The organism is Klebsiella sp. 10982, assembly GCF_048589245.1.
Taxonomy (GTDB): Bacteria; Pseudomonadota; Gammaproteobacteria; order Enterobacterales; family Enterobacteriaceae; genus Klebsiella; species Klebsiella quasivariicola.
The window spans coordinates 1-513 of sequence record NZ_JBMAXV010000143.1; the positions used below are offsets into that span (position 1 = coordinate 1).

Genomic DNA, 513 nt, shown 5'->3' on the forward strand with positions numbered 1-513 from the left:
CGCCAGGCGCAGGAGAAGGGCATTCAGCTTGCGCAGAACGCCATCGACGACGTGCTCACCGTGGCGCTGTTCCCGCAGCCCGGCCTGAAATTCCTTGAGAACCGCCACAACCCGGCGGCCTTTGAGCCGGTGCCGCAGGTGGAAGCCGCGCAGCCGGTGGCAAAAGCAGAGAAGCCTGCCGCCTCCGGCGTCTACACCGTGGAAGTGGAAGGCAAAGCCTTCGTGGTCAAAGTCAGCGACGGCGGCGACGTCAGCCAGCTGACCGCAGCCTCTTCCGCACCGGTTCAGGCCGCCGCCCCGGCCGGCGCCGGCACCCCGGTGACCGCCCCGCTGGCGGGCACCATCTGGAAAGTCATTGTCAGCGAAGGCCAGACGGTGGCCGCAGGCGACGTGCTGCTGATTCTGGAAGCCATGAAGATGGAAACCGAAATCCGCGCCGCGCAGGCCGGCACCGTCCGCGGTATCGCGGTGAAGTCCGGCGAAGCGGTGGCGGTCGGCGACACCCTGCTGCAG

At 68.2% G+C, this 513-nt stretch carries 1 protein-coding gene; it reads left to right on the forward strand.

The genetic code is table 11. The features are described from left to right. A partial coding sequence (locus ACKLKD_RS27990; RefSeq protein WP_420062018.1) for a biotin/lipoyl-containing protein occupies nt 1-513 on the forward strand: 513 nt, incomplete at both ends.